The organism is Nocardioides terrae (assembly GCF_900112345.1).
In the GTDB taxonomy this organism is placed as follows: Bacteria; Actinomycetota; Actinomycetes; order Propionibacteriales; family Nocardioidaceae; genus Nocardioides; species Nocardioides terrae.
Window position 1 is genome coordinate 54,772 of sequence record NZ_FOLB01000005.1, and the last position, 24,546, is coordinate 79,317.

General features: G+C 72.7%; 22 protein-coding genes. 8 read left to right on the forward strand and 14 right to left on the reverse strand.

Features of this window, described 5'->3' with window-relative positions; translation table 11 throughout:
* The first annotated feature begins 14 nt into the window (after window positions 1-14).
* Entirely contained in the window at window positions 15-992 is a 978-nt protein-coding gene (locus BM236_RS08240) for a DUF4349 domain-containing protein (protein WP_175507609.1), read from the forward strand.
* Between the two features lie 29 nt (window positions 993-1,021).
* Here BM236_RS08240 and BM236_RS08245 read toward each other — a convergent pair whose 3' ends face one another.
* Together BM236_RS08245 and hemE are read right to left on the reverse strand one after the other, a co-directional pair.
* Window positions 1,022-1,942, reverse strand: a complete 921-nt coding sequence (locus BM236_RS08245; protein ID WP_091122387.1) for an ATP-binding protein — start codon at window positions 1,940-1,942, stop codon at window positions 1,022-1,024.
* A gap of 68 nt (window positions 1,943-2,010) precedes the next feature.
* Window positions 2,011-3,081, reverse strand: a complete 1,071-nt coding sequence (hemE, locus tag BM236_RS08250) for a uroporphyrinogen decarboxylase (protein WP_091122388.1) — start codon at window positions 3,079-3,081, stop codon at window positions 2,011-2,013.
* A 32-nt stretch (window positions 3,082-3,113) separates the two neighbouring features.
* Here hemE and BM236_RS08255 point away from each other — a divergent pair, with 32 nt between their 5' ends.
* Together BM236_RS08255 and BM236_RS08260 are read left to right on the forward strand one after the other, a co-directional pair.
* Window positions 3,114-3,749 (forward strand): DUF3000 domain-containing protein, encoded by a 636-nt coding sequence (locus tag BM236_RS08255; RefSeq protein ID WP_091122391.1) that lies wholly within the window; start codon window positions 3,114-3,116, stop codon window positions 3,747-3,749.
* On the forward strand, window positions 3,746-5,068 hold the full coding sequence (locus tag BM236_RS08260; RefSeq protein WP_091122393.1) for an HRDC domain-containing protein: 1,323 nt from the start codon (window positions 3,746-3,748) through the stop codon (window positions 5,066-5,068). Before BM236_RS08255 ends, BM236_RS08260 begins: the two co-directional genes overlap by 4 nt.
* A gap of 1 nt (window position 5,069) precedes the next feature.
* On the opposite strand, the gene BM236_RS08265 is transcribed toward BM236_RS08260, so the two are convergent.
* From BM236_RS08265 to BM236_RS08290, 7 genes are all read right to left on the reverse strand, one after another.
* Window positions 5,070-6,434: an extracellular solute-binding protein gene (locus tag BM236_RS08265; protein ID WP_091122396.1), complete on the reverse strand. Its 1,365-nt coding sequence runs from the start codon at window positions 6,432-6,434 to the stop codon at window positions 5,070-5,072.
* Window positions 6,435-6,468: 34 nt separating this feature from the next.
* Complete coding sequence (locus BM236_RS19490) at window positions 6,469-6,603, reverse strand: hypothetical protein (protein ID WP_281247635.1); 135 nt, start codon at window positions 6,601-6,603, stop codon at window positions 6,469-6,471.
* A 193-nt stretch (window positions 6,604-6,796) separates the two neighbouring features.
* The gene (locus BM236_RS08270; RefSeq protein ID WP_091122829.1) at window positions 6,797-7,366 is read right to left on the reverse strand and encodes a hypothetical protein; all 570 of its coding nucleotides are present in this window, start codon (window positions 7,364-7,366) and stop codon (window positions 6,797-6,799) included.
* A 170-nt stretch (window positions 7,367-7,536) separates the two neighbouring features.
* The gene (hrpA, locus tag BM236_RS08275; RefSeq protein WP_091122398.1) at window positions 7,537-11,610 is read right to left on the reverse strand and encodes an ATP-dependent RNA helicase HrpA; all 4,074 of its coding nucleotides are present in this window, start codon (window positions 11,608-11,610) and stop codon (window positions 7,537-7,539) included.
* A 67-nt stretch (window positions 11,611-11,677) separates the two neighbouring features.
* A complete protein-coding gene (locus BM236_RS18685) occupies window positions 11,678-12,202 on the reverse strand; it encodes a hypothetical protein (protein ID WP_139230058.1) in 525 nt (174 codons plus the stop codon).
* Between the two features lie 51 nt (window positions 12,203-12,253).
* Window positions 12,254-12,676, reverse strand: coding sequence for a hypothetical protein (locus BM236_RS08285; RefSeq protein WP_139230059.1), 423 nt, complete (start codon window positions 12,674-12,676; stop codon window positions 12,254-12,256).
* Window positions 12,677-12,738: 62 nt separating this feature from the next.
* Window positions 12,739-13,335, reverse strand: coding sequence for a TetR/AcrR family transcriptional regulator (locus BM236_RS08290; protein WP_245750212.1), 597 nt, complete (start codon window positions 13,333-13,335; stop codon window positions 12,739-12,741).
* 72 nt (window positions 13,336-13,407) lie between these two features.
* Between BM236_RS08290 and BM236_RS08295 the strand changes: the two genes are divergently transcribed.
* Together BM236_RS08295 and BM236_RS08300 are read left to right on the forward strand one after the other, a co-directional pair.
* Complete coding sequence (locus tag BM236_RS08295; protein ID WP_091122406.1) at window positions 13,408-14,961, forward strand: flavin-containing monooxygenase; 1,554 nt, start codon at window positions 13,408-13,410, stop codon at window positions 14,959-14,961.
* On the forward strand, window positions 14,958-15,791 hold the full coding sequence (locus tag BM236_RS08300; protein ID WP_091122409.1) for an SDR family NAD(P)-dependent oxidoreductase: 834 nt from the start codon (window positions 14,958-14,960) through the stop codon (window positions 15,789-15,791). Before BM236_RS08295 ends, BM236_RS08300 begins: the two co-directional genes overlap by 4 nt.
* 13 nt (window positions 15,792-15,804) lie before the next feature.
* On the opposite strand, the gene BM236_RS08305 is transcribed toward BM236_RS08300, so the two are convergent.
* Complete coding sequence (locus tag BM236_RS08305) at window positions 15,805-17,154, reverse strand: threonine/serine exporter family protein (RefSeq protein ID WP_245750213.1); 1,350 nt, start codon at window positions 17,152-17,154, stop codon at window positions 15,805-15,807.
* A gap of 59 nt (window positions 17,155-17,213) precedes the next feature.
* Here BM236_RS08305 and BM236_RS08310 point away from each other — a divergent pair, with 59 nt between their 5' ends.
* Window positions 17,214-18,344, forward strand: a complete 1,131-nt coding sequence (locus BM236_RS08310; protein WP_091122415.1) for a glutamate--cysteine ligase — start codon at window positions 17,214-17,216, stop codon at window positions 18,342-18,344.
* A gap of 23 nt (window positions 18,345-18,367) precedes the next feature.
* Here BM236_RS08310 and BM236_RS08315 read toward each other — a convergent pair whose 3' ends face one another.
* Genes BM236_RS08315 through BM236_RS08325 form a run of 3 tightly spaced genes read right to left on the reverse strand, consistent with a single transcriptional unit; the run spans window position 18,368 to window position 21,199 of the window.
* Window positions 18,368-19,480 carry an FUSC family protein gene (locus BM236_RS08315; RefSeq protein WP_091122416.1) on the reverse strand — a complete coding sequence of 371 codons (1,113 nt, stop codon included), beginning with the start codon at window positions 19,478-19,480 and terminating at the stop codon, window positions 18,368-18,370.
* A gap of 37 nt (window positions 19,481-19,517) precedes the next feature.
* Complete coding sequence (locus BM236_RS08320) at window positions 19,518-20,732, reverse strand: site-specific DNA-methyltransferase (RefSeq protein WP_091122419.1); 1,215 nt, start codon at window positions 20,730-20,732, stop codon at window positions 19,518-19,520.
* 47 nt (window positions 20,733-20,779) lie between these two features.
* Window positions 20,780-21,199, reverse strand: coding sequence for a hypothetical protein (locus tag BM236_RS08325; RefSeq protein ID WP_139230060.1), 420 nt, complete (start codon window positions 21,197-21,199; stop codon window positions 20,780-20,782).
* Window positions 21,200-21,266: 67 nt separating this feature from the next.
* On the opposite strand from BM236_RS08325, the gene BM236_RS08330 reads away from it, so the two are divergent.
* Entirely contained in the window at window positions 21,267-21,857 is a 591-nt protein-coding gene (locus BM236_RS08330) for a mismatch-specific DNA-glycosylase (protein ID WP_091122424.1), read from the forward strand.
* A gap of 215 nt (window positions 21,858-22,072) precedes the next feature.
* Here BM236_RS08330 and glgC read toward each other — a convergent pair whose 3' ends face one another.
* On the reverse strand, window positions 22,073-23,299 hold the full coding sequence (gene glgC, locus BM236_RS08335) for a glucose-1-phosphate adenylyltransferase (protein WP_091122833.1): 1,227 nt from the start codon (window positions 23,297-23,299) through the stop codon (window positions 22,073-22,075).
* A 22-nt stretch (window positions 23,300-23,321) separates the two neighbouring features.
* Between glgC and glgA the strand changes: the two genes are divergently transcribed.
* Complete coding sequence (glgA, locus tag BM236_RS08340) at window positions 23,322-24,509, forward strand: glycogen synthase (RefSeq protein ID WP_091122426.1); 1,188 nt, start codon at window positions 23,322-23,324, stop codon at window positions 24,507-24,509.
* The last annotated feature ends 37 nt before the right edge of the window (window positions 24,510-24,546 follow it).

The window sequence follows — 24,546 nt, forward strand, 5'->3', positions numbered from 1 at the left end:
CCCGTCCCATGGACATGAACACAGCACCCGCTCGCCTCGCTGCCGCGCTGGCCGTCCCGCTCCTCGCCCTCGCGGCCTGCTCCTCCGGCGCCTCGGACTCCTCCGATGGTTCCTCCAGCGGCTCCGCCCGCGCCGCATCAGATCCGGGCGGCGGCTCCAGCAGCCTGCTCTCGCACGCCTCGGGCGACACGGCCGGCGAGACGGCGGGCGACACAGCCGGCGCCAAGGCGGCCGACGGCGCCACCGCATCCAAGGCCGACGGTGCCGCGCAGCCGGTCGAGCAGCCGTCGATCATCTCCACCGGCAGCGTGTCGCTCAGCACCGAGGACGTCGCACGGACGCGGACGGCCGTGCAGCACGTCGCGGACGCGTACGCCGGCCAGGTCACCGACCAGGAGACGACGGTGTCGGACCACCAGGAGCTGGGCTACGCCCGGATGGTGCTGCGCGTCCCCGCCCGCTCGTTCTCCCAGGCGGTGGCCGACCTCGAGCAGGTCGCCGACCTGGTGGACTCCACGACGAAGAGCGTCGACGTGTCGACCCAGGTGGTCGACACCGACGAGCGGGTCAAGGCGGCGCGGGCCAGCATCGACCGCATCCGCACCCTCCTCGCCCGCGCCGTGAACATCGGCGACGTCATGGCGATCGAGTCCCAGCTCGCCGGTCGCGAGGCGGACCTGAACTCGCTGCTGCGGCAGCAGGCCCACCTCGCCGACCAGACGGCGCTGTCGACGATCACCGTCAGCATCGATCGGGCGGCGTCTCGCGCGCACCCGCGCGAGGCCACCGACGACACCGGCTTCCTCGCCGGGCTGCGGTCCGGCTGGGGCGCCCTGCGCGGTTTCGCGACGGCCGCCGCGACGGTCCTCGGCGCGCTCCTCCCGTGGACGCCGCTGATCGTGCTGGTCGGCGTACCGGCCTGGCTGGCGCTGCGTCGGGCCCGTCGCGCGCAGGCGGTGCCGGCGGTGTCGGCGACCTCAGCCGAGGGGTGACGGTGGGCCGAGGGCGTCGGACCGGGCGCTCACCGCTTCAGCTCGGCCCACACCAGCTTGCCGGAGTCGCGCGGCTCGATCCCCCAGCTGCGGGCGAGCGCCGCGACGAGGTGGAGGCCCCGGCCGGAGGCGTCCTGGTCGGTGCGCGGCTCGGCCACGACGGGCAGCTCGTCGCTGTCGTCGCGGACGGCGACGACGATCCGTCCGTCCTCCATGGCGAGGCTCACCGAGAACGGCGTGCGGGCGTGCCTGGCCGCGTTGGCGGCCAGCTCGCCCAGGATGATCTCGGCGTCGGAGAGCTCCGGCCCGCTGAGCCCACGGGCCCGCAGCGCAGAGGTCACGACCCGGCGCGCAGCGCCCGCGAGGGCCTCTCCCGCCTCGAAGTCCCAGGTCCGCTCGAACCGGTCGCCGGCGACGACGGCGGAGTGCAGTCGGCAGACGGCGCGCACGTCGTCGGCCGCGGTGTGGTCGTCGACGACCGTGCTGTCATAGCCGCAGAGGAGGTCGGCGCCGGTCTCGTCGAGGAGGGCGTTCCACGCCGTCTCGAGCTCGAGGGCCTCGCCCACCCGACCGTCTTCCCAGAGCAGGCCGACCATCTCGCCGAAAGCGTGCACGGGGCCGCGACCCGCGGCCTCCCGGACGAGGGTGCCGACCACCCGGTCGAACGCGCCCGCGTCGAGTGCGCCCGCGTCGACGATCCGGCCCAGGACCGTCGCTGCGTCGAGCTCGACCAGGGACCCGTCGGCCCGGGCGGCCCCCGGGTCGACGGAGCGCGCGGCGAGACCGTCGGCGAAGGCCGAGCGGTGGTCCGGCGTGGCGATGACGATGAGGGTCGAGCCCGCGGCGTGGGCCCGGGCCAGCCGGTCGCCGGCGACCGCGACCAGCTCGGCGTCGCTGTCGGCGAAGATGACGTCGTGGCCGGCCGCCTCCCGCTGCGCGGCAGTGCTCATCGCGCCACTGTAGTGCCGCGGCCGCCCGGTTGTCGGACGATGAGCGCGGCCGGCCTGCCGAGAGGCCGTCAGTCCAGCGGGTACGACTGCACGAACTCGGTCAGCCGCTTGAGCTGGTCGGGGTCCGTCGACGGAATGACGCCGTGGCCGAGGTTGAAGATGTGCCCCTTGGCCATCCGGCCCGCGTCGATGATCGCCGCAGCCCGGTCGAGCATGACCTCGGTCGGCGCGAAGACCAGGGCCGGGTCGAGGTTGCCCTGGACGGCGCGGTGGCCGACCTGCCCGATCGCCCAGTCCAGCGGGGTGCGCCAGTCCACGCCGACCACGTCGGCGCCGACGTCGCCCATCTGCCGTAGCAGCAGCGACGAGTTCACGCCGAAGTGGATGCGCGGGACGCCAAGGGCGCCGGCGCGGTCGAGGACGAGGGCGGAGTACGGGGCGACGTACTGCTCGTAGTCGGCCGGCGTGACCGCTCCCGCCCACGAGTCGAACAGCTGCACCGCGGACGCGCCGGCGGCGATCTGGACCTCGAGGAAGCCGGCCGAGATGCCCGCGATCTTCTGCATCAGCGCCTCCCACACGTCCGGCGCACCGAACATGAGGGCCTTCGTCCTGGCGTAGTCCTTCGACGGCCCGCCCTCGACGAGGTACGACGCCACGGTGAACGGCGCGCCGGCGAAGCCGATCAGCGGCGTGCTCCCGAGCTCGGCGACGATCTGCTCGACCGCCTGGGTGATCATCGGGACGGAGTCCGGAGTGAGGTCCGGGATCGCCGCCACGTCGGCGAGCGTGCGCACCGGCTGGGCGATGACCGGCCCGACGCCCGGCTTGATGTCCAGGTCGACGCCGATCGCCTTCAGCGGGAGGACGATGTCGGAGTAGAAGATGGCCGCGTCCACGCCGTAGCGCCGCACGGGCTGCAGCGTGATCTCGGTCGTCAGGTCGGGGTCGAGGCAGGAGTCGAGCATGGCGACGCCCTCGCGCAGCTTGAGGTACTCCGGCAGCGACCGGCCGGCCTGCCGCATGAACCAGACGGGCGTGTGCGACACCGCCTCGCCACGGGCAGCCTTGAGGAACGCGGAGTCAGCGAGGGTGGTCACACCCCGGATGGTCGCACCCGGTCCGGCGTGTTCGCACATCCGGATGAGTCAGGCGCGCCTAGGGTGGGGGCATGGTGGTGCGTCACGAGACGCGCCCGGGCACGGGTGCGTCCTCCGGGAGCGGCGAGGTGCCGCCGGAGTTCCGTGCGGCGGTTCTCGCCATGCAGGCGGCGACGCTACGTCCGGAGATCTTCTGCGAGGAGATGCCGGCTCCGCAGCGGATCGCCCCACACGCGTCGGCGCTGAGCGCCGACGTCACCGTCGACGACACCGAGGTCGGCACCGGCCGGCTGATCCTCCTGCACGATCCCGAGGGCAACGACTCGTGGGGCGGCGGCACGTTCCGGTGCGTGGCCTACGCCCGCGCCGAGATCGACGTCGAGCTGATCACCGACCAGATGCTCGGCGAGGTCGGGTGGTCGTGGCTGCTGGAGGCGCTCGCCGCGCACGAGGCCGGCCACACCGCTGCCTCGGGCACGGTCACGCGGGTCGCCACCGAGAGCTTCGGCGGCATGGCCGACGAGGGCGGGACCGCCCAGCTCGAGATCCGCGCGTCGTGGACGCCCGACGCCTCGGAGACCGGCGTGCCCGACATGCGCGCCCACGTCGAGGCCTGGGGCGAGCTGCTCTGCACCGCCGTCGGCCTGCCGCCCGTCCCCGAGGGCGTGGCCGTGATGCCCAGCCGCCGAGGCCAGCGCGGTCAATGAGCCCCAAGGTCCCCACCGAGCCGGATGCCGTCGGCGAGCCCGAGGCCAGCCCCGAGGCCGCCGCCGAGCCCGCGCCCGAGGCTGCTCCTGAACCCGAGCCACCCCCCGCGCCACTGCTGACCCTGCGTGACGGGCTCCCCCACGTCACCGACACCGACGACGGGCTCGCCTCGGCCTGCGCGGCGATCGCGAAGGGCACCGGGCCGGTCGGCCTCGACGCCGAGCGCGCGTCCGGCTACCGCTACTCCAGCCGCGCCTACCTCATCCAGCTGCGCCGCGAGGGCAGCGGCACCTGGCTGATCGACCCGATCGGCCTCTCGACGCTGGCGCCGCTCCAGCAGGTGCTCGACGGCGCCGACTGGATCCTGCACGCCGCGACCCAGGACCTGCCCTGCCTCGCCGAGCTCGGGATCCGCCCGACGGCGGCCCTCTTCGACACCGAGCTGGCCGGCCGCCTGCTCGGCTACCCGCGCGTCGGCCTCGGCACGCTCGTCGAGAGCGTCCTGGGCTACTCGATGCTCAAGGAGCATTCGGCCGCCGACTGGTCGACCCGACCGCTGCCGGAGTCGTGGCTCGAGTACGCGGCGCTCGACGTCGAGGTCCTCGTCGAGCTCCGCGACGCGCTCGCCGGGGAGCTGGAGGCCGCCGGCAAGGCCGAGTGGGCCCGTCAGGAGTTCGACTACCTGCGCAGCTTCGAGCAGACGCCGCGCGTCGACGCCTGGCGCCGCACCTCCGGCACGCACAAGGTACGCGGCCGGCGCGGGCTCGCGGCGATCCGGGAGCTGTGGGAGGCCCGCGACGCGATCGCCCAGCAGCGCGACGTGACCCCCGGCCGGATCCTGCCCGACTCGGCGATCGTCGCGGCCGCCATCGAGATGCCGACCGACCGCAGCGCGCTGCTGAGCACGAAGGGCTTCCACGGCCGCGGCGCGGAGCGCTACTCCAACCGCTGGCTGGCCGCCCTCAAGCGCGCTGCCGAGCTGCCCGAGGACGAGCTCCCCACCAAGGCGCCGCGTGGCGACGGGCCGCCCGTCCCGCGCGCGTGGGCCGAGCGCGACCCGGTCGCCGCACGCCGCCTGGCACTGGCCCGCGAGGCGATGACCGGGCTCAGCGAGCGGATCAGCGTCCCGGTCGAGAACGTCCTGACGCCCGACTACCTGCGACGCACCCTGTGGACGCCGCCGCGGACCCGGGAGCCGGGCGAGCTCATCGACGAGGTCACGGCCATGCTGGCGGCGTACGGCGCCCGTGGCTGGCAGATCGCGCTGACCGCTCCCCTGCTGACCACGGCGATCCTGCAGGCCGAGGCCGAGGCCTGACTCAGCCGGCGGGCGTCGCGCTCGGGGAGGCCGGCGGGGCGAGCACCGGCTTGGAGAGCTCGTCGATCTGCGTCGTGAGCGCGTCCAGGTCGGCCGTCGGCCCGCCCTGGAGCAGCTGCCGCAACGGCGCGGCGACGGCCTGCTCGAGCGTCGGCCACTGCCGGGTGAACGGCAGGATCTGCATGTTGCGGACGGTGCTGACGAAGATCGGCGCGTGCAGCGGCTGCAGCAGCGGCTGGCGGAAGTCCTCCGAGAGCGCGACCTGCTGGTTGACCGGGACCATGTAGCCGGTCTGCGTGACGGTCCGGACCATCTGGTCCGAGGAGAGCGCGACGAGCAGGTCGGCGGCGGCCTCCCTCCGCTGCGTCGTCCGCGACAGGCACAGGCCGGTGAAGTCGCCCACGGTCGAGGCCTCGTCGACGGTCGGCATCGGAATGACGTCCCAGTGCAGGTCGTCGACCCCGCGCAGCTGCGGCACGAGGCTGCGGTCGCCGGCGATCATCGCGACCCGGCCCTGCTCGAACCACTGCAGCGCCGACTGCCGCTGGAGCTGACGGTCGGTGAGGGTGAGCTGCGGGTTGCTGAGCGTGGCGAGGATCTGCTGCAGCGCACCCTTGGTGCTGTCGTCGGAGAACGCCAGCGACGTCTGGTCGTCGTTGACGAGCTTGCCGCCGGCCGAGGTGATGAACGGCGCCAGCCCCGAGACCGTCGGGTCGATCGCGAACCCGCGCACGCCGGGGCGGACGCTGGTCGCGAACGTCGCCGCGGTCTGGAACTCCTCGAGCGACCAGCTCCTGTTGCTCGCTCCGGGCACGTTGAGGCCGACCGCCTTCATGCGGGCGAAGTCGACCAGGTCGGTGTTGTAGTAGATGACGCGCGGCGACACGGCGTAGGGCATGCACTGCAGGTGGTGCTCGGCGGAGAACGCCTCCAGCGCGTCGCGGGAGTACTCGTCGCCGATGTCGACGGCGCGCGCGTCGAGGTAGGAGTCGACCGGCTCGAGGCGCTTGTCGTTCCACAGCTGTTGGAGGTCACCGCGCGAGATGAGGAACACGTCCGGCGTGGACTGGCCGGCACCGATCTGCTGCATCATCGACGCGTCGTCCGGCCAGGACTTGAAGGTGACCTGGGCCTGCCGGGTGCTCACGTTGTAGTCGTCGACGACCCGCTGGTAGGCCGCGAGCTCGGCCGGGCTGCCCCAGGCACCGAAGGTGAGCTTCGCGGGCGGCGGCGGAGGCGCTGTCGACTTCGTCGGCGACGGCTTGGGGTTGGCCGACGGCTCGGCGTCGCTGTTGCAGGCCGCGAGGGCGAGGGACCCCGCCGCGACGAGGACGGCTGCGCGGGCGATTCGGGTGCGCAGGGTCATCGACGCGGATCCTCCTGAGGTGCGGGCAACCCGCTCACCCTATCGGCTCGCCGAAGCCGTGCTGGCCGAGGTCGTGATAGGCGCGTGCGGCCTCGATCACACGGCCGAACGTCGCCGGGTCGAGCGCAGCGCCCGCCCGGCGTACGTCGGCCGGGTCGACGTCGACCAACCGGTCGAGCCTGACCTCGCTCGGCCGGCGCCGTGCGTCCCGGCCCCCGAGCCCGCACGAGACCGCGGCGGACGCCTCGAAGGAGATGGTGCACGTCGGACCGGGAGCGCCTCACGGCGCATGGCCGCTCGTGGCGGCTGATTTTGGGACCCGGGGCTGCCGCGGCCCGACGTGCACGCTCCATGTAACCACGTCAGACCAACCCTTGTTCCAGTTCTTGGTGACCGGCTGCCTCGAGTTGCTCGGAGAGCGCCAGCATCCGGCGGATCTCCTCCTCGGGGGTGTCCTGCAGGGCAGCGCGGCCGGCCGCGACGACGCGCGCGAACGCGGCGGCGCGGAGGAGCACGTCGGCGAAGTCGCTGCCCGCGATGCCGCGCAGGACCTGGTCGACCATCGCCTTGAGCTGCTCGGGGCCCGGCGGGTCGGCGACCCCCGCGACCACGCGCGCGACCTGGGCGGCCGACCGGCCCGCCTCGAACTCCCGCGCGACCTGGACCGGCGCCGCATGCACCCACGAGCGCAGCAGGAAGAGCCGCCACAGGCACCCGGCGAGGGTGTCGGCCGGCGCGCCCGACCACACCTCGGCGATCGTCTCGATGCCCTCGGTGTCGGCGAGGTGGAGCAGCCGGTCGGCGGTCTCCGGGTCGTCCGAGGAGCGGGCGCCGCGGACCAGCAGGGTGGCGGCCTGGTCGGCCGCCTCCCGGACGCGGGCGGGGTCCGTGCCGCTCTGGATCGCGTCGAAGAAGCCGTCACCGGGTCGCATCGGACGATGGTGCTGGCGCATGGGTTCGACCTTAACCGCTGGGATACGGGAACGGCCCCGGAGTCGACGGAGACCCCCGTACGCCTCCGTCGGCCTCGGGACCGAGCAGCAGGACCATTCCCTGAGCAGCGGCTCGCGAAACGTGGCCGGCCGTCCGGAGCCGGCTGCGATCAGGCCAGCAGCTTGCGGATCCGGGCGTCGCTGACCGGCATCGCGGTGCCGAGCTGCTGGGCCCACAGCGAGACGCGGTACTCCTCCAGCAGCCACCTCACCTCGCGCAGCCGGTCGCCGGGCGGACGCCCGGCGGGCAGCGCGGCGACCTGGTGGAGGTAGAGCTCCTGCAGGTCGGTGATGCGGGCCATCAGGTCGGCGTCGGCGCGCAGGTTGTCGTCCAGCTTGCGGCGGCGCACGCCGATCGCCTGGAGGTAGGTCGGATAGCGACGCAGCCAGGTCGGTCCGGCCCGCCCGATGAAGCCGGGTTCGACGAGCCGGGCCAGCTGCGCCCTCATGTCGGTGACGGCGGGGAGCTGGTAGATGTCGACCCGGCCGCTCAGCGCCTTGTCGGCCTCGCGGTGGGCGGCCAGGGCCCGCAGCGCGTCGGCGAGGACGGCGCGCACGGCCGCCTCGTGCTCGCGCGCGCTGCCGAGTGCAGCAAGCAGGGCGTCGTACTCCTGCTCGGTGCGGACCTGCGCGCGTGCGTCGACGACCGCGCTGACGACGGCGACGCGGCAGTCCTCGACGACGTCGGCGGCGCTCGGGTAGGGCGCGGCGACCAGGCCGAGCTTGTCGGCGGTGCTCAGCGAGTCGACGATGCGCCGGGCGGTCCCCCGGTGCTCGAGCCCGTCGAGACCGAGGAGCAGCAGCCGCACGACGCCCAGCCGGTGCCGCGCCTCAGCCTCCTCCTCGGTGCCGACGACGCTGAGCCCGACGCTGGCGCCCTCGTCGACCAGGCAGGGGTGCACGGTGACCTCGTGGCCGGCGCGCTTCTCGGTGACGGTGCGCCGGATCGTGCCGAACGCCCACGTCCTCTGCCCGGTCGCGGTCAGGCCGGCGTCCCCGGCGACCTCGGCGATGGCCTTCTCGAACTCGCCCGCGAGCGGCGCCTTGAGCGCCTCGAGGTCCTTGCCCCTGGCCTGCTCGCGGCCGCGCTCGTCGACGACGCGGTAGGTGGGCCGCAGGTGCTCCGGCACCTTCGTCCAGTCCCACGCCCCGCGCGGGATGAGGACGCCGGCCGTGCTGCGGCCCCATCGCTCGAGGGCGTCGAGCAGATGCTCCTCCCCGGGCGGCACGGTCGCGAGGAACTCCCTCGCCCTGTCGGGAGCCGGGACGAAGTGGACGCGGAGGTTCTTGGGCAGGCTGCGGATCAGCGCGGTGACGAGCTCCTCGCGCAGGCCCGGGACGTTCCAGGAGAAGTCGGCGCCCTCGACGCGATTGAGCGTGCCGACGGGGATGTCGATGGTGAGCCCGTCCTCGACCGCGCCGGGCTCGAAGTGGTAGCTCACCTTGAAGGTCAGTGGGCTGGTGACGTCGCCGGCCAGCCACTCCTCGGGGAACTCGGAGACGTCGACGTCGCGCGCCACCATCGACGGGTCGAAGGTGAGGAAGCGGGGGTCCTCGCGACGCTTGTCCTTCCACCAGCGGTCGAAGTGCGCGCCGCTGACCACGTTGTCGCCGACCCGGGCGTCGTAGAAGTCGAAGAGGGTGTGCTCGTCCACCACGATGTCACGGCGGCGGGCCTTGTGCTCCAGCTCGCGGGCCTCGTCGAGGAGCTCGGCGTTCTCGCGCAGGAACCGGTGGCTGCTGTGCCACTCCCGCTGCACCAGGGCGTGCCGGATGAAGAGCTCGCGGGCGACGGCGCGGTCGACCCGGCCGTAGGAGACGAGCCGGTCGGCGACCAGCGGGACGCCGTACAGCGTGACCTTCTCGTGGGCCAGCACCGCCGCGCGCTTCCGCGACCAGTGCGGCTCGGAGTAGCTGCGCTTGACCAGGTCGCCCGCCAGCCGCTCGGCCCACTCGGGCTTGACCACCGCGACCTGCCGCGCCCAGAGCCGGCCGGTCTCGACGAGCTCACCGGCCATGACGAAGCCGGGGTTCTTCCGGCTCAGCACGCTGCCGGGAAAGATCGCGAACCTCGCCCCGCGGGCGCCGAGGTACTCCCGCGGACCGGGCCGCTTCCCCCGCCGGTCGCCGGTCGAGGCCTTGTCCCGCTCCTCCAGCAGGCCGATCTGGGAGAGCAGCCCGGAGAGCAGCGCCTGGTGGATGCCGTCCTCGTCGGGGCTGTCGGCCAGCTGCTCGGCCCTGATCCCGATCTCCTTGCAGACCTGCCGCAGCTGCGACTCGAACTCCTGCCACTCGCGCACCCGCAGGTAGTGCAGGTGCTCGCGCAGGCACATCCGCCGGAAGGCGCTCGAGGACAGCTCGCGCTGCTGCTCCTTGAGGTAGCGCCACAGGTTCAGCCAGGTGAGGAAGTCGCTCGACTCGTGCTTGAAGCGGGCGTGCAGCTGGTCGGCCTGCGCCTGCTCCTGGGGCCGGTCCGGCCCGGGCCGCTCGCGCGGGTCCTGCAGGCTCAACGCCGCGGCGATCACGATCACCTCGCGTACGACGCCCAGCCGCTCGGCCTCCAGCACCATCCGCGCCAGCCGCGGGTCGACGGGGAGCCGTGCGAGTCGCTCCCCGATCCGGGTGAGCCGAGGACCCCTTGTGGCATCCGTGTCCCGTGGTGCCGGAGCGGCGCCTCGGCGACCTGCCTGTTCACGCCCGTCCCAAGGGGTCCCCGGCCGAAGACCCCTTGGGTCTGCCGGGGCCGCTGTGCCCGCTGAGTCGCCTCGAGAGCCACTCCCCGCACGTGCGCCACTTGAGGTCCTCAGGGCACCGAGCTCCTCGAGCAGCTGCACGCCGGCGGTGATGTTGCGCCGGTCCGGTGGCTCGACGAACGGGAAGCCTTCGATGCCTCCCAGCTGCAGCGACGCCATCTGGAGGATCACCGACGCGAGGTTGGTGCGCAGGATCTCGGGGTCGGTGAACTCCGGGCGGGCGTCGAAGTCCTCCTCGGAGTAGAGCCGGATCGCGATGCCCGCCTCGACGCGGCCGCAGCGGCCGGACCGCTGGTTGGCCGACGCCTGGCTGATCGGCTCGATCGGCAGCCGCTGGACCTTCGTCCGGGCGGAGTAGCGGCTGATCCGGGCGACGCCGGTGTCGACGACGTACCTGATGCCGGGCACCGTCAGCGACGTCTCGGCGACGTTGGTCGCCAGCACGATCCGGCGGCCGGTGTGCCCCGAGAAGACGCGGTGCTGCTCGGCAGCGGAGAGGCGCGAGTAGAGCGGCACGATCTCGACGAGCCCCGGCCGGCGGTCGACGCCCAGCGCGGAGGTGAGCGCGTCGGCGGTGTCACGGATCTCCCGCTCACCGGGGAGGAAGACCAGGATGTCGCCGGGCCCCTCGACGGAGAGCTCCTTGACCGCATCGACGATCGCCTCGGTCTGGTCGCGGACGACCGGCTCACCCTCGTCGTCGGACTCGGGCAGCTCCATCAGCGGCCGGTAGCGGACCTCGACCGGGTAGGTCCGGCCGCTGACCTCGATGATCGGCGCAGGGGTCTCGATACGGGTCTCGATACGCTCGCTGGCGCTCGCTACTCGACCACCGAGATCGCTGGCGCTCGCTACTCGACCACCGAGATCGCTGGCGCTCGCTACTCGACCACCGGAGTCCAAGCCGAAGTGCTCGGCGAACCGCTCCGGGTCGATGGTGGCGCTGGTGATGATCAGCTTGAGGTCGGGCCGGCGCGGCAGGAGCTGCCGGAGGTAGCCGAGCAGGAAGTCGATGTTGAGCGACCGCTCGTGCGCCTCGTCGATGATGATCGTGTCGTAGCGGCGCAGCTCGCGGTCGCGCTGCAGCTCGGCCAGCAGGATGCCGTCGGTCATCACCTTGACGCGGCTGGCCCGCGACGTACGGTCGGTGAACCGCACCTGGTAGCCGACCAGGTCACCCAGCTCGGTGCCGAGCTCCTCGGCGATCCGCTCGGCGACCGACCGCGCGGCGATCCGGCGCGGCTGGGTGTGGCCGATCATCCTGCGGCCGAGCTCGAGGCAGATCTTGGGCAGCTGGGTCGTCTTGCCCGACCCGGTCTCGCCGGCGACGATCACGACCTGGTGGTCGCGGATCGCCGCGGCGATGTCGTCCCGGCGCTGGGTGACCGGCAGCTGCTCCGGATAGGTGATGGCGACGGGCAGCTCGGACATGGCCCGACCATTCTCCCCGATCCCCGGGCGCGGGCCGTCCCCCGCCCGGGTCAGGGCCGCACGACGGTCAGCTGCTCGGTGTCGGAGTCGGCTGCGTCTGGGGCGACTGCTGCTGGTCCGGCGCGGACCCGTCGGGTGCCTGCTGACGGTTCCGGAACCCGAACGGCCCGCCGCCGTCGCGCTGCCCGAAGCCGTGCCTGCCCGGGCCGCCGGGGAACCGCTCGAACCGGCCCGGGCCGCGGTCGTCGTGCCCGGTCGCGTGGCCGATCGCGATGCCGACGCCCAGCCCGACGACCAGGCAGGCCAGCCCGACCACGAGCGCGAGCCACAGCTTCGTGGTGCGCTCGCGGAACGGACGCCGCGGCGTCACCGGCTGCCACTGCGGCATCGGCTGAGCCGGGCCGGGCGCGTAGGGCCCCTGGCCGGCGTACGGTCCCGGTCCGGCGTCCGGCCCCGGCCCGTGCGGGGAAGGCTCTCCTGCGGGCGGGTAGCCCGGCGGCACCGATCCCTGGACGGAATCCGAGGGCGGACCCGTCGGCGGACCCGAGGGAGGGTCCTGCGGCCCGGTCGGCCCGTTGCTCTGCTCACTCATGCCCGCATCGTGCACCCCGACCCTGTGAGGGGCCTATGACGAGGCGATGACTCAGCTCGACGTTCCGGAGCTCGACTGTCCGTCCGACGGGGTGCCCGACTGACCGCCGGACTGTGTGCCCGGGTCCGAGCCGTCGAAGCCGCCGGGTCCGCCGTCCTGGCGCGGCAAGCGGCCCGTGCCCATCCCGGGCGGCTGCCGGAGGTCCGCCGGGCCCGAGCCCGAAACCTGGCGCCCGACCAGCACCCCGAGGCCGAGCCCGACGACCAGGCACGCGGCCCCGACCGCGAGGGCGAGCCACAGCCTCACGACGCGACCGCGGAAGGCACCCATCCGGTCGCGGACCCTGCGCCGCGGTGCAGCGGGGGCCACCTGCGCGGCGAACTCGCTGGAGGTCATCGGGGCCCACGTGGGACCGTCATAGGGACTGGCCGGCTGCTCGGGGGCGTGCGGCGCGGAAGGGATCTGCTGACTCATGCCCCGAGCCTGCGAGATCAAACTGTCCGCGCCCTGTGGGGACGGCAGGAGCCGGCCGAGAGTCAGCCGCCGGAGGGCACCGCGCCGGCGAGGGCCGGCAACGCGCCCGTGATCAGCTCGACCAGCTCGTCGCGGGTGACGCCCCCGCGCGCCTTCCAGCCGAGCACCATCTCCTCGGCGAGGGCCGACCAGCCGTGCACGAGCAGCCGCATCGCCGGGGTGTCCTCGAGCAGATGGTCGGTGTCGGACTCGAAGAGCCGGTCGGTGAGCGTGCGTCGCGCCTCGTCGTAGATGGCGCGCAGCGACTCGTTGCCGCTCCGAGCACCCGTCACGAGGGAGAGGTAGCCCTCGTAGTTCTCGTCGACGAAGTCGACGTAGCCGCGCATCGACACCAGGAGCCGCTCGACCGCGTCGCCCTCGACCGGCGGTGCGGTGCGGGTGATCAGGTCCGCGGCGGCCCGGCGGACCACTGCCTCCTGGAAGCCGGCGAGGCCTCCGAAGTAGTGGTAGAGCAGTCCGCGCGAGATCCCGGCGGTCTCGGCGAGCAGGTCGATGGAGATCTCCGAGAGCGAGCGCGTCGCGAACAGCCGGACGCCGAGGTCGAGCAGCTGCGAGCGCCGCTCGTCGGAGCTGAGCCGGGTGCGCGGGGCGGTGGTCACGACCACCACTCTATTGAAAGAAGTTCAACACCGCTATTGACGTTCGTTCAACAGCCTCCGTACGGTGGGTGCATGACCCGGCTCGACCACCGTCTCGTGGACCACCTCATCGTCGGCGCCGGCTTCGGCGGCCTGTGCGCGGCGATCAAGCTCGACGAGGACGGCGAGCGCGACTACGTCGTCGTCGAGAAGGGCGGCGACGTCGGCGGCACCTGGCGCGACAACACCTACCCCGGCGCCGCGTGCGACGTGCCGAGCCAGCTCTACAGCTTCTCCTTCGCGCCCAACCCCGACTGGTCGATGAGCTACTCCCCCCAGCCGGAGATCCAGGCCTACCTGCAGCGCGTCGCGAAGGACCACGGCGTGCTCGACCGGTTCGTCTTCGACACCCTCGTCGCCGACGCGGCGTGGGACGAGGACACCCAGCGGTGGATCGTGCGCACCGAGGGACCGAGCGGCGAGGCGACGTACGCCGCCCGCACGCTGATCGCCGGACCGGGCGCGCTCTCCGAGCCGCGCCTGCCCGAGATCGCGGGCATCGAGGACTTCCAGGGCGAGATCTTCCACTCCGCGCGGTGGGATCACGACGTCGACCTGGCCGGCAAGCGGGTGGCCGTCATCGGCACCGGAGCGAGCGCGATCCAGATCGTGCCCGAGGTGCAGCGGACCCTGCAGGCCACGGGCGGGCACCTCGACGTCTACCAGCGCACGGCGCCGTGGGTCATCCCGCGCAACGAGCACCACTACACCCCGCTGCAGAAGGCCGCCTTCCGGCACGTGCCCGGCCTGCAGCGGCTCGCCCGGACGGCGGTCTACTGGGGCCGTGAGGCCTACGTGCCGGCGTTCACCTGGAAGCCCGCGCTCGCCGCGCCCGCGAAGCGGTCGGCGCTGAAGAACATCGAGAAGGGCATCAGCGACCCCGAGCTGCGGGCGAAGGTGACGCCGAGCTACGAGATCGGCTGCAAGCGGATCCTGATCTCGAACGCCTACTACCCCGCTCTCGACGCCGACAACTGCGACCTGGTCACGGACCCCATCGAGAAGGTCACCGGCGACGCGATCGTCACCCGCGACGGGACCGAGCGGCCCGTCGACGTGCTGATCGTGGCGACCGGCTTCTACACCACCGACCTACCGATCGCGCACCGGCTGCGTGGGCGCGGCGGGCGGCTGCTGGCCGACCGTTTCGCCGAGACGGGCATGGCGGCCTACAAGGGCAGCACCATCCCGGAGTTCCCCAACCTCTTCTTCGTGGTCGGCCCCAACACCGGCCTGGGCCACAGCTCGATGGTGTTCATCATCGAGTCCCAGGTGCGCTACATCCGCGACGCGCTGCGCACGATGCGGACCAACGACTACGCGACCGTCGAGCCGACCGAGCGGGCCTTCGCGGACTGGAACGCCGACCTGCAGGCCCGGATGGCGTCGACGGTGTGGAGCAGCGGCGGCTGCTCGTCGTGGTACCTCGACGAGCACGGCCGCAACACCACCCTCTGGCCGCGGACGACCTACGTCTTCCGGAAGCTGCTGAGCACCTTCGACGTGCGCAGCTACCGGGTCACCGCGACCCGTATCGAGACCCCAGCCGACACCACCCCCGACAACCAGGAGAACGTGAACGCATGAAGTCGCTCAAGGACAAGGTCGTCGTCATCACGGGTGCCGGCTCGGGCATCGGTCGCGCGCTGGCCGTCGACATCGCCCGCCGCGGCGGCCTCCTTGCCCTCTCCGACGTCAACGAGGCCGGCCTGGCCGAGACCGTCGAGCTCGTCAAGCAGGCCGGCACCCCCCAGGTGAAGTCCGACCTGCTCGACGTCGCCGACCGCGAGGCGTTCCGGACCTACGCCGATGACGTCCTCGCCCACTTCGGCCGGGTCAACGTCGTGGTCAACAACGCCGGCGTCGCCCTGTCCGGCCGGGTCGAGGACCTCGACTGGGACGACATCGACTGGATCATCGGGATCGACCTCTGGGGCGTCATCCACGGCACCAAGCTCTTCCTGCCGGCGCTGATCGCGTCCGGCGACGGCCACGTCGTCAACATCTCCTCGCTCTTCGGGCTGATCTCGATGCCCGACCAGGCGTTCTACAACGCCGCGAAGTACGCCGTGCGCGGCTTCACCGAGGCGCTCCGCGAGGAGATGCTCATCGACGGCCACCGGGTCGCGGTCACCAGCGTGCACCCGGGCGGCATCAAGACGTCCGTCGCCCGCTCGGCCCGCTACTCGGCGAAGGACGACGCGACGAAGAGCGCGAAGTTCTTCGACGAGAAGCTCGCCAAGATGGAGCCGGAGCGGGCCGCCGAGATCATCGTCAAGGGCATCCTCAAGGACCAGGCCCGCGTCCTGGTCGGCCTCGACGCCCACCTAATCCACCACTTCGGCAAGCTCACCGGGTCGCGCTACCAGGACATCGTGGCGCTGGGCGCGAAGTACGTCATGCCCAAGAAGCGCTGACCCGCTCTCACGACTACGGACGCGGGACGAGCCGCTTCCTGCGCTCCCGGCGGGACCGACGGGTGGTGCGGGCCCGGAGCGGTCCGACCAGCCGCGGCCCGGCCAGCCGGCTCTCGACACGGCGCGCCTCACGGCCGAGCGGCTGGGCGACGTACTCGCCGAAGATGACGCCGGAGGCGAGCGCGACGGCGATCGACGCGGCGGCGAACATCGCCAGCAGCCCGCGGGAGGCGTCCTCGTTGCCGTGCGCGCCGAGCAGGGTGAGCCCGCGGTAGATCGAGATGCCGGGCAGCAGCGGCACGACGGCGGGTACGACGATCACCAGCGGCGGCACCCGGAGCCGGCCCGAGACCGAGTAGCTCACGAGTCCGACGAAGAAGGCCGCTCCCGCCACCGCCCAAGTGCCTCCGAACTCCTCGGGGAAGCCCAGGGCGATGCCCTCGGCGGCGGCCGCGACCAGGGCGATCGGGAGCAGGGTGCGACGCGGCCCGTAGGAGGCGTAGGCGAACGCCGCGGCGCCGATCGCCGCGCCGGTCAGCGCCCGGCTGACCGATCGCAGGTCGACGGCGCCGGGGTCGATCGGCGGCAGGTGCAGGCCGACCATCCGGGCCATCGCGATCCCGGCGCTGACGCCGCCGATGATGCCCGCCGTCGAGAGCAGCACCTCGGTGATCCGGGCGCCCGCGGTGATGTAGAAGCCGGTCAGGGCGTCCTGCAGGGCGCCCATGAAGCCGAGTCCGGCGAGCAGCACGACGATGTTGGCGGTGATCGCCGTGGAGACCTCGAGGTCGAACGGCACACTGACGCAGACCGCCAGGAGTGAGGCGACCCCGGCGGCGGCGACCTGCTGGTAGAACACCGGCACCCGGCGCCGTGACATCAGTCCCTGGAGCCGGTCGATGATCAGGGCGGCCACGCCGGCCAGCAGGACGACCGCGAGCTCGCCGCCGAGCTGGAGCGCGACGCCCGCGGCCATCACAGCCAGTCCGACACTGATCGCCCACCGCCGCCGCCCGTGCCCGGTCGACCTGATCCGGCCGAGCTCGGCGCGGGCGGCCTTGAGGTCGGCCTCGTCGCGCAGCACCGCCCGGACCAGGTGGTCGACCCGGGTGAGGTCCTCGTAGTCGATGGTGCGCTGCTTGACCTGCCGGGTGAGCAGCACGGGCACCGCTTCGGGGCTCTCCTGGTAGGCCATCTCGAGGTTGACGAAGGTGACGTCGACCTCGGCGTTGCGCAGCCCGAGATGGCGCGACAGCGTCCGCATCGTCGCGACCACGTCGGCGGCACCGGCACCCGACGACAGCAGCAGCTCACCGACCTTGAGACAGAAGTCCAGGGTCAGGTTCACCTCGCGCGGTTCCACGCGTCGCAGGTTGCCAGGGACAGGGGCGTCATGCACAGCCGGCATGGGAACCTGACGGTGTGCGGATCGACTTCCACCCCTCCCCGGAGCCGACGCTGGGCGTCGAGTGGGAGCTCGCGCTGGTCGACCGGCAGACCCGCGACCTGTCCAACAACGCGCCGCACATCTTCGCCCGCGCCAAGGCGCGGATGTCTGAGCCGGGCCGGATCCACCAGGAGCTGCTCCGCAACACCGTCGAGCTCGTCACGGGGATCTGCCACACCGTCGACGAGGCGATGGTCGAGCTGCGGGAGGCGCTGTCCCACGTCGTCCGCGCGGGTGACGAGGTCGGGGTGGACCTCTACGGCGGCGGGACGCACCCCTTCGCGAGCTGGACCGAGCAGCGGCTCTCCCCGGGGCACCGCTATGCGGAGCTGATCAACCGAACCCAGTGGTGGGGCCGGCAGATGCTGATCTGGGGCGTGCACGTCCACGTCGGGCTGCCGGCCCAGGAGCGGGTCATGCCGGTGCTGTCCGGGCTGCTCACCTACTACCCGCACCTCCAGGCGCTCTCGGCGTCCTCGCCGATCTGGGCCGGCGTCGACACCGGCTACGCGTCCAACCGCGCGCTGATGTTCCAGCAGCTGCCGACGGCCGGGTTGCCCTTCCAGTTCGAGACCTGGGGGCAGTTCGAGTCGTTCGCGTCCGACCAGCTGACGACCGGCGTCATCGACGAGCTGTCCGAGATCCGCTGGGACCTGCGCCCCTCCGCCAAGCTGGGCACGCTCGAGAACAGGATCTGCGACGGCGTCTCCACCTTCGAGGAGCTGGCGGCTATCGTCGCCCTCGCACACTGCCTGGTCGTCGACCTCGACGCCCGCGCCGCCGCCGGTGAGGCGCTGACCGTGCTGCCGCCGTGGCACGTGCAGGAGAACAAGTGGCGGGCTGCCCGCTACGGGCTCGACGCGATCGTCATCCTCGACGCCGACTCCCACGAGCGACTCGTCACCGACGACCTCGCCGACCTGCTCGTCCGGCTCGAACCGGTCGCGGAGCGGCTCGGCTGCAGCGCCGAGCTCGCCTCGGTCGCCTCGATCATCGGTCGCGGGGCGTCGTACCAGCGCCAGCGGGCCGTCGCCGAGAGGACCCACGGCGACCTCGTCGCCGTCGTCGACTCCGTCGTCCGCGAGCTGCGCGAGTCCCTCGGCTGACGTCCGGGCCGCCGCAGGCGAGTTCAGCCGGGTGGAGGCGGGAGGGCGTCGGTCGCCTCGAACTGGCCCATCCCGGTGAGCATCAGCAGGTCGACGATCACGCTGCGCAGCTGGAGCAGGACGCCCTCGGCGGTCATCACGTCGGTGCGCTCGACCGCGGCGGAGGCCTCGCCGAGCGCGAGCAGGGCGGGCCGGGCCGCCTCGGCGAGCTCCTCGGTGCCGCGCGCGTTGACGAGCTCCTCGGCGAGCAGGTCGGCGGCGTCGGAGAGGTCGAAGGCCAAGGTGGCGTAGGACGCGGGGACGGGTCGACCGCGGTACGCCGACACGGCCACCTGGCGGACCAGGACGCGGGTGCTGCGCAGGGCGCGGTCGAGCGGCTCGACGAGCTCGGCCATCTGCCGCACCGACGGCTTGTGCCGGATCCGGAACGGTGAGGACGCCACGACCGCCATGCCCTCGTCGGCGGCGGCCTGCAGCTCCCGGATCAGCCCGTCGGTCGACCGCGCCTCGGCCAGGACCGACATGCCGTGCACGGCATCGGCCTCGAGCATCACGTCGCCGGCCGCCCGGAGCAGGTGGGCGATCTTGCGGATCACGACGGCGGCCCGCTCACGCGGCCGGCGCAGCGGCGCGGCCGGGACGGCGGTCGCCGCGACGAGGGCGACCCCGCCGCCGATCAGCGCGTCGGTCCACCGGGTGAGGGCCACCCCCGAGGACGGCACCAGGGTGGCGACGAAGATGGACTGCACGGCCGCCTGGTTCACGAACAGCTGGGAGGCGTCCAGCAGCAGCCCCGCCGACATGGCCAGCCCGACGATCAGCGCGATCTGCCACGCGCCGGACCCGAGCCACGCGACCAGCAGATCGCCGAGCAGGACCCCGATCGCCACGCCGATCGTCACCTCGGCCACCCGGCGCAGCCGTTGGCCGTACGACGTCCCCAGGCTCACCACCGCCGCGATCGAGGCGAACAGCGGCGTCTGGTGCCCGAGCAGGTCGTGCGCGATGAACCAGGCCACGCCCGCCGAGACGGCGCACTGGGCGACCGCCCAGCGCTTCGAGCGCCAGCGGACGAAGCGGGCGCCGGCCGACGTACGGCTCCGATGCACCCAGGTGTCGAAGGCCGGCCGCTTCATGGCCCCGATCCTGGCAGAGGCCTTCAGCGGGCGAGCGTCACGGTGATCGCGGATCCTGCACCGCAGCTCCGTGGACGGACTCGTCCAGCCCGCCCCCGATCGCCGCGGCCACCGCACGCAGCCGCGCCCGGGTGATGGCGGCGACGGTGGCCAGGCCCGCGTTGGCGGCGTTGGAGCCGGGCCGGGTCGGCTCGGCCGAGTTCACGCTCAGGCAGGTCCGGGTGCCGCCGTCGGCGGTGTTGGCGAGCGCCACCGCGTGACCGGTCGTGCCGGACCCGGCGAAGAAGTCGAGGACGCGCGCATCGGACGGCATCGTGGCGAGGATGCGGCGGATCAGGCCGGTCGGCTTGGGGGACTCGAAGACGTGCCCGACGAGCACCTTGAGCTCGGCGACGGCGGTGTCGGTCGAGCCGACCTCCTCGGCCAGCCAGATCGTGCGCAGCTTCTTGCGGCGGCCGCCGCCGTCCACGCCGTGCAGCCAGTCGCGCTGGAAGACGTCGACCCGCTCGCCGCGACGGCCCGCGACCCGGCGGCAGACCAGGTCGCCCGGACGCTGCTCGATCAGCGGGCGCGACCAGCGCCAGACCGCCGCGGTCCCGTCACCGAAGACCGGCGTGATCTCGTGGGCGCCGGCGAAGGGCTCGGTCGTCACCCGACCGGAGTCGGGGTCGCCGTACACGGGGAAGTGGAGGGTGGGCGCGGTGACCGGGTTGAACTTCTTGTTGGTGTTGCGCAGCGGCAGGTGGCGGAAGCGGCGCCCGTCCTCGGAGACGAGCGGGAAGTCGCGCTCGTCGACGAGGTCGGTGCTGCTTGCGTCGAGCACGCACCGCCGGGCGTCGCGGGCGTAGACCAGCAGGTACTCGTGCGAGGTCGCGAAGCCGCTGCCGAGCTGGCGGCCCTTGGGGTTGAGGTTGACGACGACCTGGGCCAGGAAGCATTCCTCGCCGAAGACGTCGTCGAGCAGCAGGCGGAGGTACGCCGCCTCGTTGTCGTCGATGCTGACGTAGATCGCGCCCCGCTCGGTCAGGAGGGCGCGCGCCATCTCGAGCCGGGGCCGCATCATCGCCACCCAGGCGTCGTGCCGACCGCCGCGCCTCCCGTCCGCGCCGCGGATGTCGTCGACGTAGGCGAAGTCGTTGCCGGTGTTGTAGGGCGGGTCGATGTAGACGAGGTCGAAGCGCTCACCCGTGTCGTGGAGCCGTCGGAGCACGTCGAGGTTGTCGCCCTCCACGAAGGTGTTCCACGGCTCCACGGACGGCAGGGTATCCGTGGAGCACCCCCGCCCGGCGGGGCCACGCCTCACTGGTTGGCGGGGACGAACGCCAGCGCGACAGTCGTCACGGGCGCCAAGCACTCCGGCTTCCGGCTGGCCACCGGGTCGGGCCGGACCACGACGTCATCCGTCGCCTCGACGCTCGCCCCGGGCGGGACGTCGCAGCCGACCGCGACGACCTGCGCCCACAGGGTGCCGCCCGCTCCCCTCTCCTGCTCGATCGCGGCCCGCAGCTTCTCGGCGAGCGAGGCGTCGAAGCGGGCGAGGTAGCGGTCGACCTCGGCATCGGTCGCCAACCGGGTCGCCGTGGTCTCGCCCTGACCGCCGCCGGCCGTCTGCGAGACGAGGCGGACGACCTCGGCGGGCGCACCCGGCTCCGACTGGCCCTCCGACGCGCACGCCGCGAGCAGGAGGACACCCACCACCGACCCGAGCATTCGTCCCATGATGGTTCGACGCTAGCCGGGTCGAACCGGTTCCCGCGCCACGCCGACCCCGTGGCAGGGTGACCGCGTGACCCGCCGCTTCACCCGCGCCGAGCTGGACTCCTTCCAGGGCGCGACCGTCCCCGACCTCCTCGGCCCCGGCCTGAAGCTGCTCTTCGTCGGCATCAACCCCGGCCTGTGGACCGCCGCGACACAGACGCACTTCGCGCACCCGGTCAACCGCTTCTACCCGGCGCTGTACGCCGCGGGGATCATCACCCGCCCGATCGACCCCGCGGCCGGGATGACCGACGAGGACCGCGCCCACCTGGTCGGCCGCGGGATCGGGATCTCCAACGTCGTGCACCGTGCCAGCGCCCGCGCCGACGAGCTCTCCAAGGCCGAGCTGGTCGAGGGCGGCCTGCGTCTGCAGGAGCTCGTCCGGCGGGAGCGCCCGCGCGTCGTGGTGGTCGCCGGCATCACGGCGTACCGCTCGGCCTTCGGCGAGCCGAGGTCGGTCGCCGGCCGCCAGCCTGCCGAGCGCGAGGAGGCCTGGGGCGGCGCGCAGATCTGGGTCGTCCCCAACCCCAGCGGCCTCAACGCCCACGAGACGGTCGCGAGCCTGGCCGAGGCCTACGCCGCCCCCGCCCGAGCGGCCGGGGTCCTGCCCGACGCTTGAGCAATCTCGCTGGTCGAGTAGCCCCAGCAATCTCGCTGGTCGAGTAGCCCCAGCAATCTCGCTGGTCGAGTAGCCCCAGCAACCTCGCTGGTCGAGTAGCCCCAGCAATCTCGCTGGTCGAGTAGCCCGAGCCGCTAGGCGAGGGCGTATCGAGACCCGCCCGGTGGTCTCGATACGCCCGCTCGTTCCTCGCGGGCTACTCGACCAGCGACGGGTCAGTCGTAGGGCTGGTCCTTGCCGGCGATGGTGAGCCCGTCCTGGACGACGAAGCCGCGGGCGCGGTCCTCGTCGGGGTCGAGGCCGACCTGCGCGCCGGGCGGGATGACGACGTTCTTGTCCAGGATCGCGTTGCGCACGACCGCTCCCTCGCCGATCCGGACGTCGTTCATCAGCACCGACCCGAACACCTCCGCGCCCGGCGAGACGAAGACACCGGGCGAGAGCACCGACCGCGCGACCGAGCCGCCGCTGACCACGACGCCCGGCGAGAAGAGCACCTCGTCGACCGAGGAGTCGACGACCTTGGCCGGCGGGTAGGGGCCGTGCGAGGTGTAGATCGGCCAGTCGTAGTTGTAGAGGTTGAAGATCGGCAGCGGCGAGACCACGTCGAGCTGGGCGTCGTAGTAGGAGCGCAGCGTCCCGACGTCGCGCCAGTAGCCCCTGTCGCGCTCGGTGGACCCGGGCACCTCGTTGTCGCGGTAGTCGTAGACAGCGGCCTGGTTGCGGCGCACGAACGCGGGAACGATGTCGCCGCCCATGTCGTGCTTCGACCCGATCTCGTCCGCGTCGCGGGTGACGGCCTCGACGAGCGCGTCCGCGTCGAAGACGTAGTTGCCCATCGACGCGAGGATCTCGTCGGGGTTGTCCGGAAGACCGACCGGGTCCTTCGGCTTCTCCAGGAACTCGCGGATGCGGCGCGGGTCGTCGGGCTCGACGTCGATGACGCCGAACTGGTCCGCCATCTCGATCGGCTGCCGGATCGCCGCAACCGTGCAGCCGACGCCTGCCTCGCAGTGGGCGTCGATCATCTGGGCGAAGTCCATCCGGTAGACGTGGTCGGCGCCGACCACGACCACGATGTCGGGCCGCTCGTCACCGACCAGGTTGAGGGACTGGTAGATCGCGTCGGCGCTGCCGAGGTACCAGTTCTTGCCGACCCGTTGCTGCGCCGGCACCGAGGCGACGTAGTTGCCGAGCAGGGTCGACATCCGCCAGGTCTGGCTGACGTGGCGGTCCAGGCTGTGCGACTTGTACTGCGTCAGCACGACCACCTGGCGGCAGCCGGAGTTCACCAGGTTCGACAGCGCGAAGTCGATGAGCCGGTAGGTGCCGCCGAACGGGACGGCCGGTTTGGCGCGGTCGGCGGTGAGCGGCATCAGCCGCTTGCCCTCCCCGCCGGCGAGCACGATCGCGAGGACCTTCTTGCGGGAGGGGTGCGCCATGACGAAACGGTAGCGTGACGCCGTGCGCGTCGACATCCTGTCCAAGGAGTACCCACCCGAGGTCTACGGCGGCGCCGGGGTCCACGTCGCCGAGCTGGTCAGGGCACTGCGCAGCGGGAGCGACGTCGAGACCGTCGTACGCGCCTTCGGCGCGCCGCGGGACGAGCCCGCGACCTTCGCGTACGCCGACCTGCCCGGTCTGGCCGACACCAATGCCGCGCTGCGGACCTTCGGGGTCGACCTGGCGATCGCCGACGCCTGCGCGGGGGCCGACCTGGTGCACTCGCACACGTGGTACGCCAACCTGGCCGGGCACCTGGCGAGCCTGCTGCACGGCGTCCCGCACGTCCTGACCGCCCATTCCCTGGAGCCGCTGCGGCCGTGGAAGGCCGAGCAGCTCGGCGGCGGCTACGCGCTGTCCTCCTGGGCCGAGCGCACCGCCTACGAGGCGGCCGCGGCGGTCATCGCCGTCTCGTCGGCGATGCGCGAGGACGTGCTGCGCGCCTACCCGGCGGTCGACCCGGACCGCGTGCACACCGTCCACAACGGCATCGACACCGGGCTCTGGGCCCCGGCTCCGAACCCCGACCGGGTGCGCGAGCTGGGCGTCGACCCCGACCGGCCGAGCGTGGTCTTCGTCGGCCGGATCACCCGGCAGAAGGGGCTGCCCTACTTCCTGCGCGCGGTCGCCTCGCTGCCGGCGGAGGTGCAGGTGGTGCTGTGCGCCGGCGCGCCCGACACTCCCGAGATCGCGGCCGAGGTCGAGGGGCTCGTCGACCGCCTGCGCGACACCCGCGACGGCGTCGTCTGGATCGCGGAGATGCTGCCCCGCGCCGACGTCATCGCCCTGTTGAGCAACGCCACCGTGTTCGCCTGCCCCTCGGTCTACGAGCCGCTCGGCATCGTCAACCTCGAGGCGATGGCCTGCGAGGCGGCGGTCGTCGCCACCGCCACGGGGGGCATCCCGGAGGTCGTCGAGAACGGCGTGACCGGTCTGCTCGTCCCGATCGAGCAGGCCGCCGACGGCACCGGGACACCGGTCGACCCCGAGGGCTACGTGGCCGACTTCGCGACCGCCCTCAACGCGCTGGTCGCCGAGCCGGCGCGCGCCGCCGAGATGGGTCGGGCCGGCCGCCGGCGCGCGATCGAGGCGTTCAGCTGGGCGGCGATCGCACAGCAGACGGTGGAGGTCTACCGCTCGCTCGTCTGAGCCGGTGGCGGACCAACCAGATCCGACCGATCGCTTG